The 17,216-nt window shown below is 58.5% G+C and carries 25 protein-coding genes and 3 pseudogenes; 26 read left to right on the top strand and 2 right to left on the bottom strand.

The genetic code is table 11. The features are described 5' to 3' along the window. From ACGCCZ_RS09015 to ACGCCZ_RS08955, 13 genes and pseudogenes are all read left to right on the top strand, one after another. A pseudogene (locus ACGCCZ_RS09015) lies at nt 1-693 on the top strand (hypothetical protein); the annotation flags it as partial. Nucleotides 694-732: 39 nt separating this feature from the next. Next, entirely contained in the window at nt 733-900 is a 168-nt protein-coding gene (locus ACGCCZ_RS09010) for a DnaB-like helicase N-terminal domain-containing protein (protein ID WP_411655839.1), read from the top strand. Nucleotides 901-931: 31 nt separating this feature from the next. Continuing rightward, complete coding sequence (locus ACGCCZ_RS09005) at nt 932-1,165, top strand: hypothetical protein (RefSeq protein ID WP_411655838.1); 234 nt, start codon at nt 932-934, stop codon at nt 1,163-1,165. Beyond that, a pseudogene (locus ACGCCZ_RS09000) lies at nt 1,158-1,463 on the top strand (DnaB-like helicase C-terminal domain-containing protein); the annotation flags it as partial. The gene ACGCCZ_RS09005 and the pseudogene ACGCCZ_RS09000, both read left to right, overlap by 8 nt. A 40-nt stretch (nt 1,464-1,503) precedes the next feature. Beyond that, nucleotides 1,504-2,514: a DnaB-like helicase C-terminal domain-containing protein gene (locus ACGCCZ_RS08995; RefSeq protein ID WP_411655837.1), complete on the top strand. Its 1,011-nt coding sequence runs from the start codon at nt 1,504-1,506 to the stop codon at nt 2,512-2,514. Between the two features lie 339 nt (nt 2,515-2,853). Beyond that, a complete protein-coding gene (locus tag ACGCCZ_RS08990; protein ID WP_411655836.1) occupies nt 2,854-3,033 on the top strand; it encodes a hypothetical protein in 180 nt (59 codons plus the stop codon). A gap of 68 nt (nt 3,034-3,101) precedes the next feature. Continuing rightward, complete coding sequence (locus ACGCCZ_RS08985; RefSeq protein WP_411655835.1) at nt 3,102-3,623, top strand: hypothetical protein; 522 nt, start codon at nt 3,102-3,104, stop codon at nt 3,621-3,623. 220 nt (nt 3,624-3,843) lie between these two features. Next, on the top strand, nt 3,844-4,224 hold the full coding sequence (locus ACGCCZ_RS08980; RefSeq protein WP_411655834.1) for a DnaT-like ssDNA-binding protein: 381 nt from the start codon (nt 3,844-3,846) through the stop codon (nt 4,222-4,224). A gap of 877 nt (nt 4,225-5,101) precedes the next feature. Further along, a complete protein-coding gene (locus ACGCCZ_RS08975; RefSeq protein ID WP_411655833.1) occupies nt 5,102-5,314 on the top strand; it encodes a hypothetical protein in 213 nt (70 codons plus the stop codon). Between the two features lie 408 nt (nt 5,315-5,722). Beyond that, a complete protein-coding gene (locus ACGCCZ_RS08970) occupies nt 5,723-5,989 on the top strand; it encodes a hypothetical protein (RefSeq protein ID WP_411655832.1) in 267 nt (88 codons plus the stop codon). 318 nt (nt 5,990-6,307) lie between these two features. Then, nucleotides 6,308-6,574: a hypothetical protein gene (locus ACGCCZ_RS08965; protein ID WP_411655831.1), complete on the top strand. Its 267-nt coding sequence runs from the start codon at nt 6,308-6,310 to the stop codon at nt 6,572-6,574. Between the two features lie 198 nt (nt 6,575-6,772). Further along, complete coding sequence (locus tag ACGCCZ_RS08960; protein WP_054325059.1) at nt 6,773-7,291, top strand: hypothetical protein; 519 nt, start codon at nt 6,773-6,775, stop codon at nt 7,289-7,291. A gap of 262 nt (nt 7,292-7,553) precedes the next feature. Beyond that, nucleotides 7,554-7,820 carry a hypothetical protein gene (locus ACGCCZ_RS08955; RefSeq protein ID WP_411655830.1) on the top strand — a complete coding sequence of 89 codons (267 nt, stop codon included), beginning with the start codon at nt 7,554-7,556 and terminating at the stop codon, nt 7,818-7,820. 96 nt (nt 7,821-7,916) lie between these two features. Here ACGCCZ_RS08955 and ACGCCZ_RS08950 read toward each other — a convergent pair whose 3' ends face one another. Next, a complete protein-coding gene (locus tag ACGCCZ_RS08950) occupies nt 7,917-8,273 on the bottom strand; it encodes a hypothetical protein (RefSeq protein WP_411655829.1) in 357 nt (118 codons plus the stop codon). Nucleotides 8,274-8,296: 23 nt separating this feature from the next. On the opposite strand from ACGCCZ_RS08950, the gene ACGCCZ_RS08945 reads away from it, so the two are divergent. Then, nucleotides 8,297-9,322, top strand: a complete 1,026-nt coding sequence (locus tag ACGCCZ_RS08945; protein ID WP_411655828.1) for a hypothetical protein — start codon at nt 8,297-8,299, stop codon at nt 9,320-9,322. Here ACGCCZ_RS08945 and ACGCCZ_RS08940 read toward each other — a convergent pair. Next, complete coding sequence (locus ACGCCZ_RS08940) at nt 9,316-9,687, bottom strand: hypothetical protein (protein ID WP_411655827.1); 372 nt, start codon at nt 9,685-9,687, stop codon at nt 9,316-9,318. The two genes, ACGCCZ_RS08945 and ACGCCZ_RS08940, sit on opposite strands and share 7 nt — an antisense overlap. A gap of 1 nt (nt 9,688) precedes the next feature. Between ACGCCZ_RS08940 and ACGCCZ_RS08935 the strand changes: the two genes are divergently transcribed. The 12 genes and pseudogenes from ACGCCZ_RS08935 to ACGCCZ_RS08880 all read left to right on the top strand — a co-directional run bounded on the left by ACGCCZ_RS08935 (nt 9,689) and on the right by ACGCCZ_RS08880 (nt 17,176). Beyond that, the gene (locus ACGCCZ_RS08935) at nt 9,689-9,898 is read left to right on the top strand and encodes a hypothetical protein (protein WP_411655826.1); all 210 of its coding nucleotides are present in this window, start codon (nt 9,689-9,691) and stop codon (nt 9,896-9,898) included. Continuing rightward, nucleotides 9,885-11,480 carry a hypothetical protein gene (locus tag ACGCCZ_RS08930; protein ID WP_411655825.1) on the top strand — a complete coding sequence of 532 codons (1,596 nt, stop codon included), beginning with the start codon at nt 9,885-9,887 and terminating at the stop codon, nt 11,478-11,480. The genes ACGCCZ_RS08935 and ACGCCZ_RS08930 overlap by 14 nt, the downstream gene beginning before the upstream one ends. After that, on the top strand, nt 11,381-11,905 hold the full coding sequence (locus ACGCCZ_RS08925; RefSeq protein ID WP_411655824.1) for a hypothetical protein: 525 nt from the start codon (nt 11,381-11,383) through the stop codon (nt 11,903-11,905). The genes ACGCCZ_RS08930 and ACGCCZ_RS08925 overlap by 100 nt, the downstream gene beginning before the upstream one ends. A gap of 13 nt (nt 11,906-11,918) precedes the next feature. Next, on the top strand, nt 11,919-12,794 hold the full coding sequence (locus ACGCCZ_RS08920; RefSeq protein ID WP_054322879.1) for a phage tail family protein: 876 nt from the start codon (nt 11,919-11,921) through the stop codon (nt 12,792-12,794). A 38-nt stretch (nt 12,795-12,832) separates the two neighbouring features. Beyond that, nucleotides 12,833-13,399, top strand: a complete 567-nt coding sequence (locus ACGCCZ_RS08915) for a Gp37-like protein (RefSeq protein ID WP_411655823.1) — start codon at nt 12,833-12,835, stop codon at nt 13,397-13,399. A gap of 13 nt (nt 13,400-13,412) precedes the next feature. Further along, nucleotides 13,413-13,948, top strand: a pseudogene (locus ACGCCZ_RS08910) (Gp37-like protein). A gap of 11 nt (nt 13,949-13,959) precedes the next feature. Then, nucleotides 13,960-14,622: a hypothetical protein gene (locus tag ACGCCZ_RS08905; protein ID WP_411655822.1), complete on the top strand. Its 663-nt coding sequence runs from the start codon at nt 13,960-13,962 to the stop codon at nt 14,620-14,622. Further along, nucleotides 14,610-14,975 carry a hypothetical protein gene (locus tag ACGCCZ_RS08900; protein ID WP_411655821.1) on the top strand — a complete coding sequence of 122 codons (366 nt, stop codon included), beginning with the start codon at nt 14,610-14,612 and terminating at the stop codon, nt 14,973-14,975. Before ACGCCZ_RS08905 ends, ACGCCZ_RS08900 begins: the two co-directional genes overlap by 13 nt. A gap of 12 nt (nt 14,976-14,987) precedes the next feature. Further along, nucleotides 14,988-15,569, top strand: coding sequence for a hypothetical protein (locus ACGCCZ_RS08895; protein WP_054322882.1), 582 nt, complete (start codon nt 14,988-14,990; stop codon nt 15,567-15,569). 15 nt (nt 15,570-15,584) lie between these two features. After that, nucleotides 15,585-15,941 (top strand): hypothetical protein, encoded by a 357-nt coding sequence (locus ACGCCZ_RS08890; protein WP_054322883.1) that lies wholly within the window; start codon nt 15,585-15,587, stop codon nt 15,939-15,941. After that, the gene (locus ACGCCZ_RS08885) at nt 15,934-16,368 is read left to right on the top strand and encodes a carbohydrate-binding protein (RefSeq protein WP_054322884.1); all 435 of its coding nucleotides are present in this window, start codon (nt 15,934-15,936) and stop codon (nt 16,366-16,368) included. Before ACGCCZ_RS08890 ends, ACGCCZ_RS08885 begins: the two co-directional genes overlap by 8 nt. A gap of 181 nt (nt 16,369-16,549) precedes the next feature. Then, a complete protein-coding gene (locus ACGCCZ_RS08880) occupies nt 16,550-17,176 on the top strand; it encodes a hypothetical protein (protein WP_411655820.1) in 627 nt (208 codons plus the stop codon). The last annotated feature ends 40 nt before the right edge of the window (nt 17,177-17,216 follow it).

Genomic DNA, 17,216 nt, shown 5'->3' with positions numbered 1-17,216 from the left:
TGTACATATTTACTGGTACGGTTGCTGTGGAATGGATTGACCAGAACGACTTCCATGTCGTGTGAGTTTCGCATTTATCGTGAAACGCTTTCGCGTTTTTCGTGCGCCGCTTCAAAGGGTAGAACGCAAGGCGAAGGGATGCAAGAATCGCGAGAGGCGCTTTGGACGAGCGGAAAGGACGGAACACGGGGCGAAGAAGTGCAAGAATCGCAAGAGGTACTTCGGACTGGTGGGAAGGCTGGAACGCAGGACGAAGGGGTGCAAGGAGCGCAAGAGGTATTTCGGACTGGTGGGAAGGCTGGAATGCAGGGCAAAGGCGTACAGGAGGCGTTTGAGCGCTTTTGGACCGCATATCCGCGTAAAGTCGGCAAAGGCCGTGCGGAAAAGCTCTTTGTGCGGCTAAAGCCGGACCACCGCCTGTTGGACACGATGTTGACGGCCATCAAACAGGCAAAGGGCAGCGAACAATGGCAGCGAGACCAAGGGCGGTATATTCCCAATCCATCCACCTGGCTGGGCCAGCGGCGCTGGGAGGACGAGCCCTTTCCGGACAGCCCGGCGTACTGCGGCAATCTGGACCCGCCCGGCCACGCGCCTCCCTGTGCGCTGCCCCGGAGTTGGCGCGTGAAAAAGAACGCCGGGAAGAGGCGTTGCGCCGCTTTCGCGCCGGAGAGTGCGGCTGGGAGGAGTTGATGCCGGAGTGAGTGTAGAATCGGAGATGGCGGTCCTGGGATGCGTCGTCCTGGATGGCGAATTCATCAGAGGATGTCGGCAAACGCCCTGACCCCGGAGATGTTCACCCACGACACCACGCGGCGCGTCTTTGAAGCCATGGTCGCCCAGTACCGCGCCAACGGGCCGGTGGACGGCGTGACCCTGGTTGTAGCGTCTGCCGGATGAGAAAAAGATCCTTCTCCAACTGGCCGGTTATGTGCCCACCACAAGGCACCGCTTTGACTATGTGAAAATTGTGCGGGATGCGTGGCGGAGACGCTGCATTTGTACCGCGGCGGCTGAGATCGCGGCGGACGCCCCCATCTGCACGGCACAGGAATCCGTCGAGCGCCTGCGCAATCTGGTAGTGGAACAGGACGCCCTCACCCGCGCCGAAGGCGACAGCGGCGTTTCCTTGCTCAGGCGGTCGATCATTTCCTTCAATCGATGAACGCCCCAAAGGGCGCGCCTGCCGAATCGGGCTATGGGGCCCTCGACCGCGCAACCGGCGGATTTTTGCCCGGCACCGTCACCGTTCTTCGGCGCGCTCCGGCGGCGGCAAGACCGACTTTGCGCTCAACCTCGCCCTGCACCTCGCACGCCGGAAGAAAAAGGTGCTCTACTGCTCGATGGAGATGCCCGATGAACAACTCATGCAGCGTGTGGCATCCCGGCTCATGCACATCGACGGCACCCGCATCCGGGACCGCCTGCTCTCGGACGAAGAGAAGGGCGACATCGAGCGCGTCTTGTGCCAATTCCGCGAATCAACACGCATCCAGTTTTCGCGTGGAACCTCGGCTCTCGGTCGACCGGGTGCGCCAGTGCATCGAACTCTATCAGCCGGACATCCTCTTTATCGATCACATCGGCCTGATGGAACGCCCATCCATGCGGGACGCCTATCGCGCACTGGGTTGGGTAAGCAATCAGCTCAAGCAGATCGCCCTGGACGCGGGGTTGCCCATTGTAGAACTGGCCCAGATGAATCGCCAATCGGACGGACGCAGGGACAAACGTCCCCGCCTGGCGGACCTGCGCGAGACCGGCGATCTGGAACAGGACGCCGACTATGTGCTGTTTCTCTGGCGAGACGGGGAACAGCCCCAGGGACGGCTCTCCGGCGAAGCCTGGACGGACATCCACTTGACGTTGGCGAAGAACCGGAACGGCCAGACGGGAAGTTCCGGTTCCATTGGCAACCGCAGTATCACACATTTATGGAGGTGGAGTCAAAATATGACGGATGAATGGAAGGCGCTGCTCGATGAAGCGCGCAGGCGGCGCAAGGATGGCCTTCTGCGCCGCTGGGCCCACTACGAATGCCTGAAGGACAAGCTGCGGGAGATGGGGTTACCTCCGGAGGAATACCAAAGCGCGGCACAGGAGATTGCGGCGCTGCTAGGGTTTAAGCGGGCCTGTCACTTGGAAGGAAATTTCCTTAAAAGCATGAACATGGAAGGCGAAGCGGGGCGCGCAGGGTATTGTCCAGGGGCGCAACGCAGAAGTGCAGGCCGGTGTAGCTTCCGACACGGGAAAAGCCGGGCGGCCGACGAGGGAATCTTCACAGAGGAGAAAGCAACGGGCGAGAATTTGCTTGAGAAGCATGAACATGGAAAGGCGAAGCAGGGCGCACAGGGTATTGTCCAGGGGCGCAATGCAGAAGCGCAGGCCGGTGCAGCCTCTGACACGGGAAAAAGCGGGGCGTGCGGCGAGGAAATCTTCACAGAGGGGAAGCGCCAGATGAACCGACGGGGAAATCTCCCGCAGAAGGGAAAGCACCGGAAGGAACGTGTCTGAAAAACATGAACATGGAAGGCGAAGCGAGGCGCGCAGAGTATCGTCCGGGGGCGCAACGCAGAAGCGCAGACCGGTGCAGCCTCCGACACAGGAAGAAGCCGGGCGGCCGGCAAGGGAACCTTCACAGAGGGGGAAGCGCCAGATGAACCGACGGGGCAATCTCCGCAGAAGGGAAAGCACCGGAAGGAACGTGTCTGAAAAGCATGAACATGGAAGGCAAAGCGAGGTGCACAGGGTATTGTCCGGGGGCGCAACGCAGAAGTGCAGGCCGGTGCAGCCTCCGATATGGGAAAAGCCGGGCGGCCGACGAGGGAATCTTCACAAAGGGGGAAGCGCCAGATGAACCGACGAGGCAATCTCCGCAGAAGGGAAAGCACCGGGCGGCCGGACGAGGAAATCTCCTTAGAGGGGGAAACAACGGGCGAGAATTTGCTTGAGAAGTATGGACATGGAAGGCAAAGCGGGGCGCACAGAGCGGCGTCCGACATAGTAACCAGAGTTTTACATATGGAGCGCTAAAGGGCGCAGAGTCACCCATTCGAGCGGGCATGGGCCAGCATCGGAACATTTGAAAGGAGCATTTTGTTATGACACCCAAGGAAATCGAAAAGCTGCTTGCAGAGTATTACGACCTCCCCCGGATGATCCACAGCGAATTGGAGGAGATCAAAGCGCTGGAGGAGGAACAGAAGTGTATCTGCCTGCCCTCTCCCAATCTGACCGGCATGCCGGGCGGAAAGGGGCGCTACAGCGACCCGTCTGCTGCGTTGGCACTGTCTGAAATCCTGCTGGAATACGAGCGCGAGGCGGATGCCTGCCGTGCGCGTGCGGTGGAACTGCGCGAGAAAAAGAACTGGTGCCGCTCGGTTTTAAATGAACTCGGACGTGTGGAACGCCGCGTGTTAGAATTGGCCTACATGGGGCCGCAGGATCTGCGCGCCCGGAACCAATGGAAACGCCGCCCTGCCTGGAAAGAAATTGCAGACGAAGTGGCCTACAGCGAAAGCCAGACGCGCCATATCGCCGTTCAGGCAGTACGCAAGCTGGCTGCCCGCTCGCAGGAAGATAACCCCTGTTGGAAAGCTGCCGCAGCGGTCCAACGCATTTAAACAGGTTCCGGCGTTTTCCAGCGGATATTGGCGTTCACAAGCAGTTCCTTTGTGATACGATAGAATCACGGAATCCGGGACAACCGGAGGACGAAATCAAAAGCTGTAGGGTTTTGGTATCTTGTTAAGATTTTGATTTCAATTTCGAGATTTTTGTGCGGCTCCGCAGGGGACGCGATACAAGAGCCAAACCGGCAGCCCTAGAAGGAGGCGATGGGACTTGCTCAAAGTCGGGACCGACACATGCCTCACCCTTTCGGAGGCGGACGGACTTCTCACAGGGAGATCCGGCGGCGAGTCGTGGATGATGTTCCATGATGCTCAAAAAGAGGATCGCTTGAAACGGGCGGCTCAACATCTGGAAGCCCTGCACTATGCGGGCAGAAAACACAGCATTTTTCAGGACATGGCCTTTCCCCGCGACCTGAGCCGGAGCATTCCCGTGAACATCAAGCTGGCCCAGGCATTGGAAGCTCTAGCCCTACCGGACACAGCCGGCGCGCAGAATCCGGGCGAACCGGCAAGAGAACCAACGATGTACAGCATGGAGGCGGCAAGCCTCTTGCGTCCGTACCTGTTGGGAAGCCACAGGCCGGGATGACGCCCCGCCGCCTACCCGGCGTACCTGGTTTCAACCTGTTCAGGCCCGACGCCCGGTCTTTCTTTTCTCGATTGCTTTGGGCATAGGAACGGCGGCGGGAACGTCCAAAGGCAAACTGGGCGCTTTTGGCCGCCCCGGCGCTGGGGAAGGGATTTTGGGCAAGGGGGCTTGGACAAGGGGATTCTTAGATGGGAGGTTTTTATGGCTAGGAGGCTTGGACAAGGGGCTTCTCAGATGAAAGGCTTTCATGGAGACAAGGGCTTTGGATACGAAGCCCTTTGAGCCAGGAAGGCTTGTATAGGAAGTGTTCTTGGACAGAGGTTTTTAGCCAGAAAGACTTTTCATGGACAAGGGCCTTGGCTACGGGCCTTTTGGACCAGGAAGGCTTGCATAGGAAGCCTTCTTGAACAGAGGTTTTTAGCCAGAGAGCTTCTTAGCCAAAAAGTCTCCTGGACAGAGGACCTCCTTGCCAGAAAGTTTCCTGGTACAGAGGGCCGCCTGGCCAGCCGCCATGAGGCCCTTCGAAGCCTGGAACGGCGGAAGGCACAAAGGGGAAGGTAGCGGGAACGTCCAAAGGCAAACTGGGCGCTTTTGACCGGCCCGGCGCTGGGGAAGGACTTTTGTGCAAAGGGAATTGGACAGGGGCTTCTTAGATGAAAGGCTTTTGGGTAAGGAGGCTTGGACAAGGGGCTTCTCAGATGAAAGGCTTTCATGGGAGACAAGGGCTTTGGATACGAAGCCCTTTGAGCCAGGGGGGCTTGCATAGGAAGCCTTCTTGGACAGAGGTTTTTTAGCTAGAGAGCTTCTTAGCCAAAAAATCTCCTGGATGAGAAGGCCGCCTAGCCAGCCGCCATGAGGCTCTTCGAAGCCTGAAACGGTGGAAGGCACAAAGGGGAAAGTAGCGGGAACGTCCAAAGGCAAACTGGGCGCTTTTGACCGGCCTGACGCTGGGGAAGGGATTTTGGGCAAGGGGACTTGGACAGGGGGATTCTTAGATGGGGAGGTTTTTATGGCTAGGAGGTTTGGACAAGGGGCTTCTCAGATGAAAGGCTTTCATGGAGACAAGGACTTTGGATACGAAGCCCTTTGAGCCAGAGAGGGAAGCGTTCTTGGACAGAGTTTTTTTAACCAGAGAGTTTCTTCTTAGCCAGAAAGACTTTCATGGACAAGGCCCCGGAACGAGGCCCTTTAAACCAGGGGGGCTTGCATAGGAAGCGTTCTTGGACAGAGTTTTTTTAGCCAGAGAGTTTCTTCTTAGCCAGAAAGACTTTCATGGACAAGGTCCCGGAACGAGGCCCTTTGAACCAGGGGACTTGCATAAGAAGCCTTCCTGAACAGGACGCTTCCGGTGGCCCATCGTCAACGGGATTTGGGAGGAGGTGGAGCAAAACCATGCTCGATGCGCTGAAATGCTATCTGGAGAGCTGGGGCTATCCGACATCTATGTGGATACCGTCCCGGCTCCTGGAGAACAGCGGGACATGATCGCACTGCTGGAGTGGGATCACACTGTCGGGGAGGTCAGACGACGGGACCGGCACGACGTGACATTCAAGTGCAGGTGCGGCGGGAGGCATATGCCGACGCGCGCGCCCTGTGCGAGGAGCTCTTTCGCCTGCTGGACAGCGGCCCGGAGGAGACCCTCATCGACCTGACGCCGGAAGAAATTTCGCATTGCACGGCCGGTCAAAGGGCCGCTCAAGCTGGAATCCGGCGACGCATACACCACATTTTACTGGGAATTGGCCGATGGGGCCGCAATTAAAGGAGGATATTTATGGGTAAAAAAGTATTTGAAAGGTTTTGAAAATTCGGCATCATCCCGGTAGCGACCAACACCGCCACCGCATACTCCGCAACCGGCGAGAAAAAAGTTTGGTAGGCGCACGCACCTGCGCGCCGACCGACAACCGCACGGAGTTCAGCATCCCGGGCGACGACGGCGTGTACGACAGCGGCGCCGAATGGACGGACACCACACTGGTGGTCACAGTCAACGAGATGGAGCTCTCCCGCTCGCGGCGCTCGGCGGCGTGGACATGGAGGAGATCTCACCGACGAGCTGGAAGAGAGCACCTTCGACGTGCCGCCGGAGTTCGCGTTGACCTTCTCCGCACTGCGCGCCGACGGCGGCTACCGCCTCTATCGCTACTATGTGGCAAAGTGCTCCGGCTACAAGATCACCCACAGCACCCGCGGCGAAAACAACGAGGCCCAGACCTATGAACTGACCTTTAAGCGCAGCCCGCGCGCCTGCGACGGCAAGATCCGCGGCACCAAGGATGTGGACAAGGGCACCGCTTTGACTTGGCTGGACACGATCCCGGCCTTCCCGGAGGTTGGCGATTAAGCGGTTGCAATCCCTCCGTCCCTGAGCGGACGCTTTGCAGGACAAAGAGGACGCCCCAACCTACGAATGGTTCGATTCATAGGAAAGGGGCATCCCCTTCCTGCTTGAAAAAACACCGGAGTTTCTAAAAAGACGAGGGCGTCCCTCCGTCCTTTTTCGACTTTTGGGACACCCTCTCCTTATGGGAGGAAGCTATCCATGAATGTACAGAGATTTTTGCGCCGCCCGGACAAAAGCCTGCGCATGAGCGCGCCGCCCGTCCAGGAGCTGTATGGGGTGAAGATTCGCAAGCTGCCCATGGGCAAGTACCTGCAGGTTCTGCGCGCGATGGAGGACTTGCCGGCGGTTGTGCTCGGCGAACTGTTTCCCGGGTGCGATTCCATGCCGAAAATGCTCTCGATGCTGGAACACATCGACCGCGGCGGAATGACCAAGCTCGCCGTCCGGCTGCTGGCCGTGCTGCCGGAACAGTTTTGCCGGATGGTCTCCAGCCTGCTGGACATCCCATCGGAACGCCTGCTCAACCCGGACGCGTCCGACGCGCTCGGGCTGGCGGAATTGGCGGAGATTTTGGAGGCCGCCTGGAAGGCCAACGACTTGTCGGGTTTTTTCGGGACCGTCCGCCGGCTGCTCACACCGGCGGGGCAAACGCCGAATTCTGGTTCCAACGCTGGATCGCAATCGCGCAAAGTGTGGGCATCCCCCGGACGGAGCTGATGGAAAGCTATTACTTCGACGAGTTCCTCGCTGTGATGGACGAGTACAACGACCTGCACACGCCCGGCGGGAAGGACGAAGAGGTCTTTGCGGACGAGTGGGAGGGGTAACCGGCGTTTGTTCCGGCCTGCTTTTTCAAAGCGCCTCCGATTCGCCCGCAGAAACACCGCTTGACCGCACTCCGCTTTGGGGCGGGCCTTAAAGAAACCGGCGGGGCGAACAGCCCGCCGGGAAGAATGCGGTTCGCATCCCGCGCAGGCTGTTGGACTCAGCGCGCCTGTTGGGGGGCGGCCTCGAAAGAAACCGGTTTGGGCGCGGCTTTAAGGAACCCGGTGGGGCGAACAACCCGCCGGGGAAGAATGCGGTTCGCATCCCGCGCAGGCTGTTGGACTCAGCGCGCCTGTTGGGGGGCGGCCTCAAAGAAACCGGTTTGGGCGCGGCTTTAAGGAACCCGGTGGGGCGAACAACCCGCCGGGGAAGAATGCGGTTCGCATCCCGCGCAGGCTTTTTGCCTCAGCGCGCCTTCTAGGGTTCTGTTAAAAAATAGAGAAGATGGCTGCGGGATGCCCTTAAAAAGTTCCTGATCCCGCCGCTCTTTTAGGGGGCGGTTTTTTGATGCACAAATTTAGGAGGTGACGATTTGCCGGATCGAACATTGGGAAAAGACGGTTCCGGGCTCGGCCTGGACACCCGCTTGCTGGAAACGCGTGTCGCCGATCTTGCCGGCCTTTGGGACGACATGTACAGCGACGCAGACAAAACGGCAAAAGAATTCAACCAGACCATGGTCGAGGGCGCTGAACAATACCGGAAAAAGCTCGTGGAGATCGCTGAACAGCTCGAACAGCAGCGCAGGACCATGATCCAGCTGCAAGAGCTCGCCGGCACGCCCGCCGCAGGGGCCGATACAGCGCTGCAAGCACAGCGGGCGACCGTTCAGTTGGAGTTGGAGCGCAACAAGCTCCAGGAGCTGGAAATACAATTCGACCGCAGACGTACGACGCGATGCGTTCCTTCCTCGCACAGCAGAACAAGATTTCTTCCGCGCCGCTGCGGGCGATTCAGCCGCTGCAGGCCGGCGGCGCAAAGGCGGATGCAGGGACGTCCGGCAGCAGCGCTTTGCAGAGCGGCCTGTCGGTTTTCACCGATACGCTGCCGGATGCTTTCTCGAAATTGGAGGAGCTTGCCAGCCGGATCGACAAACTCCGCGAGTCCGGTTCCTCCGGCCTCAGCGCCCTCGCTTCGGGGGTGAATTTGATCGGCTCCTTTGTAGCGGGGCTGAACTTGGCCGCTTCCGTGGTCGGGATGATTGCCGAGGCCTATCAAAAGATGCGCGCGGAACAGATGCTCGCCTTTCAGGAGGGAATCCAGCAGGCGCAGAGCTATTCAGAAACGATCCGCACGGCAGAGGCCAATCTGGCGGTTTTACAGGATGCGGCTTCCTCTACCCAGGAGGTGCGCGCGGCCAGAGAATCCCTGGCCAACCTCATGCCCAACCTCATCGTCGGGTACGACAGCGAAGGGCGGGCCATCCTAGCAGGCAACGAGCAGCTTCGCGAACGGCTCAGCCTGATGCGCGAGGAGGAAGAATATTACCGCCAGAAGGCAGTGGACAACGGCGCGGTCTACGCAAACGACGCCGGCGCCTTGCAAAAACAGATCCAGGACCTTGAGGCCAGCATGGCGCAGAACCGGGAATGGCTGGAATGGAGCGACGCAGCGCTGATGGACGTCAATCCAACGCTGTCGAAAACGATGCTTGAGGAACAGCTGAAAAGCCAATCCGAAGAGCTCGCAGAGCTAAAGCACCAATACCGTGAAGTGGCCCAGGAGGCCAGGGATTATTACTACGTTGCAGTGGAAGAAGCCACCGGGATCACCGATTCCAACGGAGAGATCATCACTTCGTTCACCAACATGAGCGAACAGTACAAGACGGCTGTGCGCGAAATGCTGAAGGAGTACGACGAGCTCTTTCAGGGGACCGTCTCTGGAAGACCAGATTCAAGGGATTGCCTCCGACATCAATGAGATGCTCGAAGGACCCCGAACTGGTTGAACGCTACGCCGCTTCCTGGCGGAAGGCAAACGAGGAAGCCCAAAGGCAAGCGGACCTGGCGTATATCCTGACACAGCAGTACGGGCAGCAAGCCGTCTCCATGGAGACCCTTTCCGACGCCTACGCAAAGCTTTCCGGCGGGGTGGCGCTCTCCAAAGAGGAACTGCAACAATTGGCGCAGGCACTCCCCGAGGTCCACAGCTACCTCCAACAGACCGGGGACCTGACGTTGCAGAGCGGGCAGCTTTTGATGGAGGTCCAGTATCAATCTGACGCGGACAATTTGAATGAGCTTTCCACCGCCTACCAGACCCTCTCCTCCGGGCAGAGCCTGCAATTTGAACCAGCTCGAAGAGATGCGGTCGAAATATCCGCAGATCGACGACTACCTCCAAGACGAACGATCTCACCCTGCGCAACGGCGAGGTCCTCCGGGAGGCCGCCGACGCACAGAAGGAGGCGACCGTCTCCTTCCTGGAAAACAACCGGCAGCAGCTGGAATCCCAGATCGACACCACGCAGAAAAAGATCGAGATGTTGGAGTCTGAGATACAGGTTTATCAAATCGCCGCGGCCTCGGAGTACGCCTCCGTCACGACACAGCAGCGCCAGGAACAGCGCGTAACCAACAGCCCGAAAAAGATCGCCCTCTGGCAGCAGCTTGCGCAGGAGAAAGAGCAGCTCGAAAGCACGATCGCCCTGTACGAAGAGATGAAGCGCAAGATCGAAACCATCCGGCATTCGACCTGGAACTCCACAAAGCCAGCCGCTTCCAACGTGCCGTCTTCCGTCCGGAAGGACAGCGGCCTTTCGGACGAGCTGAAACAAATGGACCATCAGAAGAAGATGGAACAGCTCAATTTGCAGCAGGAGCTCGCCTGGCTAAAAGAGCTGCAACAGAAGTACAACGATTTGGCCGACGACCGGATGAACCTCGAATACCGCATCTTTTCCGTGGAAAAGGAGATCCGGGAGGAACAGCGCCAGAGCGTCCAGGAAAAACTGGACGCGGCCTATGACGAACTGGACCAGAAGGAGAAGCTCAGCGAGGAGAGCATCCAGCTCGCCCAAGAGGAATACCGCAAGCTCGACGCACTGCGCAAGGAGTATGTGTATGCGCCCGACGCGGATTGGGACAAGGCCAGCGAAGCACAGCGCGCCTATCTGCTCACCAAGGAGCAGGATCTGGACCTGAATGCGCGCCTGTACGAATCCCAAAAACGGCTGGCGGAAATGCAAAAAGAGGCCGCCCAGGGCATGCTGGACGACGCCTACGGCGACATCTCCCACGAAAAGGCGATGGACCGGATGACCGCCGCGCAGGAGCTGGAACTTTTGGAGACCATCCAGCGGAAGGCCGAACAGATGAGCGCGCAGATTGGGGAGTTGACCACCAGCACCCTCGCCCAGCTCACCGAGGAACAGGCCCAATATGTGCTGAACGCCGAACAGAAGTTGGAGCTGGAAGAAAAAATCCACGAAGCGCGCAAACAGGCCTACCAAGAGGAGTACCAAAACCTCCAAAACCGGATTGTCCTGGAGGACCTTTCCACAGAGGAACAAATCGAACACCTGGAACGCTTGCAGCGGAAATATAAGAACAACAAGGAAATCCAGATGGACTTGGAGATCGAGCTGTACAACCTCAAAAAAGAGCTCCAACAGGAGGAGATCGACGCGATCGATTCGCTGGCCGGCGCCCTGGTAGAGGCCCTGCGCAACCGCTACGAGGAACAGCGCAAAGCGGAACAGGACCGCATCCAAGAGAGCATCGGGAACTGGCAGACCTGGGAGGACGAGACGGTCTCCGCCATTCAGGGGCAGATCGACGCGCTCGACGAGCTGGAAAAACAGGAGGAGAGCGAGGAAAAGCGCCGGGAGTACGAGCAGAAAAAGCAGGCCCTACAGCTACAGCTCGCCTATGAAAAGGACGACTACCAGCGCAAGCAGTACCAGCAGGAGCTGGCCCGCCTGGAAAAGAGGAACAGGAACGCCTGGACCAGGAGGCCCGCGAGGCGGAACGCGAACGGTTGGAAGAGGAGATCCAGAAGGTCCAGGAGGAATCGCAGAAGCAGCAGGACGCCCTTCAACAGGAACTGGACAAGATCAACGAGGAATACGACAAGATGACCAGCGATTTCCAACTGCGCGCCGAGGCCGAAAAGGCCATCATGGCAAAGACGCAGAAGGAGATCATCGAACTCATCCAGTCGTATGCGCCGGAGTACGACTTGGCGGGCCAGAGCATCGGCCAAAAGCTGGCGGAGGGCTTCAAGGACAAATTCGGCAGCGTGCTGGACTACGTGCAGGAGGTCACCGACGCGATCTCCAACTACCAGCAGACCTTGATCGACCAGGCCAACGCCGCCGCGGACAAATTCTATCAGACGCACCAAAAGCAGGCGGACCTGCCGCAGCCGCCGGCCTCCCTTTCGGCTGCGCGGGAAAAACAGGTCCAGGTGACGGTCAACTTCAACCAGCCGGTGGAGAGCCCCGTCGAGACGCGCCGCGCCATCCAATCCGTCATGAACGAGATCGCGCGGCAGATCGGATAAGGAGGATGAAAACATGCAGAGAATGGTATACGTGCCGCCGGGCGGCAATGTGGAACTTCCGGAAACCTGTGTGGAGTTCTCCCTTGCGCCGCCGTACATCATCGGCAGCGTGACGGGAACCGGCGGCCCGGAGACCACCGTGATCTCCTCCAGCGTCCCCGGGGTGGACGGCGTATTCGTCCACGGCATCCGCACGGAGAGCCGGGAGGTCACCTGCTTCATCCACGTCGATGGCGAGGACCGCAAGGATATGTACCGCAAGCGGTTCGAACTCATCAAGAAACTGACCCCCGGGCAGGAGCCGGGCCTGCTCTACTACTTCAACGATTATACGGTCAAACGCATCGCGGCGTTTCCGCAGTCCTCCCCGAGCTTTACGGAACGCATTCAGAATTACAACCGGGCCGAACTGCGCTTTCTGTGCCCGTCGCCCTACTGGGAGGACACCGTCGCCCAGAGCGGGTATATGGCCTACATCGACGGGGGATTCCGGTTCCCGTTTCAGTTCAAGCCGTCCATCTCCTTCGCGGCCCTGCGCAACCGCACCAGCCTGACCAACGCGGGTTCTGTGGCCGCCCCGGTGGAGATCACCATTCGGGGGCCGGCGACCAATCCCGCCGTGGTCAACGAGACCACCGGAGAACGCTTCCAGGTCCGGCGGGACCTCGCGGAAGGGGAAACCCTACAGATCCGCACCAAGCGCGGCGAAAAGAGCGTCAAACTCTTCCGCGCGGGGCAGGAGCCGGAGGATGCATTCCAATACATCGACCTGCGCTCCACATTCTTTCAGCTGGTCCCCGGCGTCAATGCACTGCGGTATGAGAGCGACAACGAGACGGAACACGCCCGCGTGACGGTGCGGTTCCGTGAATGGTATGCGGGGGTGTGACGATGCAGATACCGAGCATTCGGGTCCTTTCACCCGCCTTGGAGCTTCTGGGGGAGTTCGACGCGTACACCTCCCTGCAGTTCAGCCGGCTCTGGCAGGGGGTGGGGGACTTCGAGTTTCATCTGTTCGGCGAGCTGGATGAGCGCGTGCTCGCCCAGGGCAACCTGGTCCTGTTGGACGCCGACGGGACGCGGGCCGGCATCATCCGCTCGGTGGAACAGGACGACGGCGAGGGCGGCGTGACCGTGACGGTGCGCGGCCAGACTTTGAACGGGCTGGCCGGCCAGCGCACAACGCTGCCGCTGGAGGGCGAGGCGAACGGCGGATATGACGTTGTGCCCGCCCTGGAATCCGCCGGGCAGACGCCGGACCCCGTTCCGGCGGAGACGATCCTCAAGACGTACGCGGGCCGGCACCTGGCCAACCCGTTGGACCCCAAGCGGAAGATCCCCCTGCTGGTTCTTGCGCCCGACCAGGGGCGCGGTATGGAGACCGTTTGGATGAGCCGGTTTGAACCGCTCGACGAGGTTTTGCAAGCGGTGGGCGAATACACGGACATGGGATGGGCATCCACCTGGACCCCGACGGGGAAATCTGGTCTTTGACGTACTCCCCGGGGTGGACCGCACAGACCAGCAGTCCGAGAACAGCGCAGTGGTGTTCGCCCTGGAATTCGAGAGCGTCGAATCGCTAAAATACCTGCGCGATGTTTCGGGGCACCGGAACCTCGCCTATGCGGGCGGCGCCGGAGAGGGCGCGGACCGCACGGTGCTCAAGGTGACAAACAACGCCGAAGAGCCGGAGGGCCTCGAACGCTTTGAGACCTTCATCGACTGCGGAACCCTGGAGATTGTCGGAAGCGATACCGCAATGAGCCTGGAGGAGGAGGGAAAGCACAAGCTGCTGGACTATCCCCGGACCGAGAGCCTCACCGCAACTCTGCCGCAGGGGGCTCGTTCCAATACCGCCGGCACTGGGACCTGGGAGACCTGGTGACGGTGCTGGACCGCAACCTCGGCGTGGCTGCCGACATGCGCATCGCACAGGTGACCGAACGCTATGAAGCGGGAAGCTACGGCGTGGACATCACTTTCGGCGAAGCGCCGAAACATCTGGGGCGCGTCATCCGAAGCCTCAAAAATACAGTGAGATAGGAGGAATCCCATTGGCAGAAAAATCGTTATTTTTTGACTCCACGGAAAACGACGAACGGCTCTACTCCTCTGCGGATTTTGCGCAGTTCATGAAGCTGTTCTACTCCACCGGCGTGGTTCAGGGCGGCGACCGCCTGAAGGTCACCAAAAACACGGAAAAGCTGGCGGTGTCCGTCCAGCCGGGCGAAGCGGTTGTGGACGGCCGCCCCTACTGGCTGACCGAACAGGCCAAGGAGTTGGCCGTCCCCGCGGCGAGCACGTCGTTCGCGCGCATCGACCGGGTGGTGCTCCGCCTGGACCTGAGCACGGAGGTCCGCTCGATCACGGCGCAGATTTTGCAGGGCGAAGCCACCGCTTCGCCGCAGCCGCCAAAGCTGCTTCGAAACAACAACTATTACGACATCTCCCTCGCACAGCTGTACATCCCGGCCAACGCCCTACAGGTCGAGACCGTGACGGATGAGCGTTACGATGCGGAACTTTGCGGCATCTGCCAGGGGCTCTACACCCTGGACATGAGCGACTTCGAGGACCTGAACCAATTCCTCGGCCCCTTTACCGAGCACATCGAGGACGGGGACATCCACGTGACGAAGAAGGAAAAGAGGCGTGGAATGGAAAGGCGGAGAAGAGCGACCATCAAATGCGGACATTTGTCCGCTTGGAACAAATAGGGCTAACAACAGGCAGCGAAACAATCGCAGATATAGCAGAGGAATTAAACGAGAGAACAAAACTGATTTTAAGAGTAGATGATCGTAATGCATCTATATATCCGAATCAATATGGTTTTTTGGAGGTTACTAAAATTGATCTCTTACGAGTAAAGTTTACATATGTGCCAAAAAATCAAGGTGAAAAATCGGTAGTGGAATACATTGGTCATGCCTACAACGAAGATAGCGTTTGGCATTGGTCGGGCTGGTCTGCGGATGCACCCAGTGTCAACGGCTTTACATTTGCGGTAGCCGATAAGAAACCAACCAGCGCACCGGCAGGACGTATTACATTCGTATATGAGGCATAAGGGGGATGACGGATGCCGATTTATGTTCCGGACAGCAGCAATGTGGAGCGTGAAGTGTACAATATCTACCAGACCGACGAAAGTAATGTTCAACGAGAAATCAGAGAGGTTTGGCAGACAGATAAAAGTGAAGTCAACCGGTTAGTGTTTCGCAATAGAATCAACTGGATTGAAATTAAGTCCAGCAATGGATATGGAGACCGCGGAGATGTTCAGATTGTTAATCCTGCATCTGAATCTACGCCGACTATCCTCAAAGTTGGATATTCGAAAAACCAAAATCCTGATTATCTATACTATAAGGCAATGATATGTGCAACAAATTTACGAATTAAGGCAGGAGATGAAATCAAACTTCGCTTTAAGCTGAGAAAAACCGGGATCAACGTTTATAGACTATGGGGTGGAAATTTATTATTTTTGAGTATCGGACGAACGGAATATCCTGATCCTAATGTACGATCAATAACTCGTACAGCAAACAAGGATATTGATGGAGATTACATTTTTAGCTGGGATGCAGAAACACAAAGCTATGGGGAGGCCCAAATTGATATATGCGACATTATTTTGAATGGTAAAAAAGTTCTATAAAAGGGGCGTAGTAAAATGACACTCAAATTTGCAAACGGTACGACACTTTCCCTAATTGGCGCGCAGGGAACGGAAGAATATATTGACGGGCAGCGTTGTAAGGCTATCCGCTTTTGCTTTGATGCGGAAACCTACCAAGACCCCCAACTGCGCGAGAGCTTTTGTAACACCGAAAAGACACAGACGATGACCATTGATGATGGTTCTCCCATTGAAGGATATACGGCCTTGGTGAGAACCGTATATGAGGGCGGCCAGATCAAAGTGACTATGGCGAAAAACGTGGATACACAAATTATAGAGTTGCAGGAGCAAGTTGCAGCACAACAGAAAGCAATTTCTATTTTGATGGGAGGTACATACAATGGCTGAATTTGATAGAAATAAACTGATTGCCGAAGCAAAAGCCAAGCGGGCGCAGATCGAAGCAGCGGCGGCGGCCTTGTCCGATGAGCAGGCATATGAACGCGCGTGGATGTTCCCCCTTTGGGATGGCGGGGGCCATGCGTATGCAGAGGGAGAGCGCGTGCAGTACGGCGGCGTGTTGTATCGCTGCTTGACCGGGCACACGTCGCAGGACAGTTGGAGGCCGGATACTGCGCCCTCGCTTTGGGTAAGGGTGGATGACCCCGCGGTGGAATGGCCGGAATGGAGACAGCCTGCCGGAAGCACGGACGCCTATTCCAAGGGCGCAAAGGTCAGCCACAACGGAAAGCATTGGGTAAGCGACGTGGAGGCGAATGTTTGGGAACCGGGCGTCTCCGGCTGGACCGAGGTCCCGGACGGGGCAAATCTATAGGGATGGAATGCACAGCGCTCTTAACGGCCCGGCATAAGGCTGTGGCGGGAGGAGGGGAGTGTGCCGGAGAAACGGAGCGGTTTCAATTCCCTCTCCTTTCAGAGGCAATGGCGGGAATCCGCCGTGGAAGGCGTCCCGGCCCCCGGCTTTGGGCGAACGGAAAAAGGGCGGGAATGCCCGCATGGGCCGCAGGTGCTCTCCACCCGAAGCGGAGGACTGCCTGGATTCGGAGACGAACATCGGAATCCAGGCGCTGGACCGGGCCAAACCCGCCCGCCGTCGCCGGGACCGGCCGGAAAGCATGCGCCGCTTTGCGGCCGCCATGGCCGCAGAATCGAAAACGCCCCGGTGTACAAACGGACCTCCGGAAAATCCGGCGAAAGGTGACGGAATGGGCCGCCCGTTCCAACCTATGTCGGGAGACGCTGTTCGCCGAAGGGCCCGGAGCGCCCGCCGCGGGCCCAGTGGGGGCGGCGACAGCCGCCCGGTTTTGATGGGAGGAAACTTGATGGACTTGAATCAATTTTGGAGCTGGGAGAGCCTGGCGACCTTTGCAGGGGCGACGGCCTGTACCGGGCTGTGCACCCAACTACTCAAACGCTCCTTTGGAAAGCTTCCGACACAGTGGCTTTCCTACATCCTGGCGGCGCTGTTGCTGACCGTCACAACCGCAGCCACGGGCGGATGGACCCAGCCCTGGACCGTCTGGGCGCTGGTGCCGCTCAACGCCGTCCTGGTGAGTCTGGCGAGCAACGGCGCATTTCAAGCGGTAACCCGCGTGCAGAGCCGCGGGCCTACGGAGGGATGACGATGGCTGGAACGAGTGTGACCGCGCGCATCGATGGGCA

It is taken from the genome of Anaeromassilibacillus sp. SJQ-1, assembly GCF_046693725.1.
GTDB lineage: Bacteria > Bacillota > Clostridia > Oscillospirales > Acutalibacteraceae > Anaeromassilibacillus.
The sequence above is the reverse complement of the archived record's forward strand: the minus strand, read 5'-3'. Positions and strand labels throughout refer to the sequence as shown.